We start from the raw sequence: 273 nt of genomic DNA on the forward strand, positions 1-273 counted from the left end.
GGCTGGGCAAGGTCGTGCATGACTACCTCCAACAGCCAAGCCGACGTCTCCTCGAAGTCCGCGAGACCGATCTGGTCGGCTGAACGTGAAGGCATGCAATAGAAGGAGAGTGAATTGAGTGTTCTGAAGGGCAAGACGGCCGTTGTGACCCGGCTCACAAGCGGGGGCGCCAACATCGTGCTCAACGGGATTGGGGCACCGCGCGATGTCGAAAAAACGCGGACTGCAATCGAGAAAGATTTCGGAGTGAAGGCTATCTATTCGCCCGCCGAT

Annotated in this window: 1 pseudogene; it reads left to right on the forward strand. The window is 57.9% G+C overall.

The annotated features are described in order from the left end of the window. Positions 1–114 precede the first annotated feature (114 nt). A pseudogene (locus OZ411_RS43295) lies at positions 115–273 on the forward strand (3-hydroxybutyrate dehydrogenase); the annotation flags it as partial.

Source organism: Bradyrhizobium sp. Arg237L, assembly GCF_029990105.1.
GTDB lineage: Bacteria > Pseudomonadota > Alphaproteobacteria > Rhizobiales > Xanthobacteraceae > Bradyrhizobium.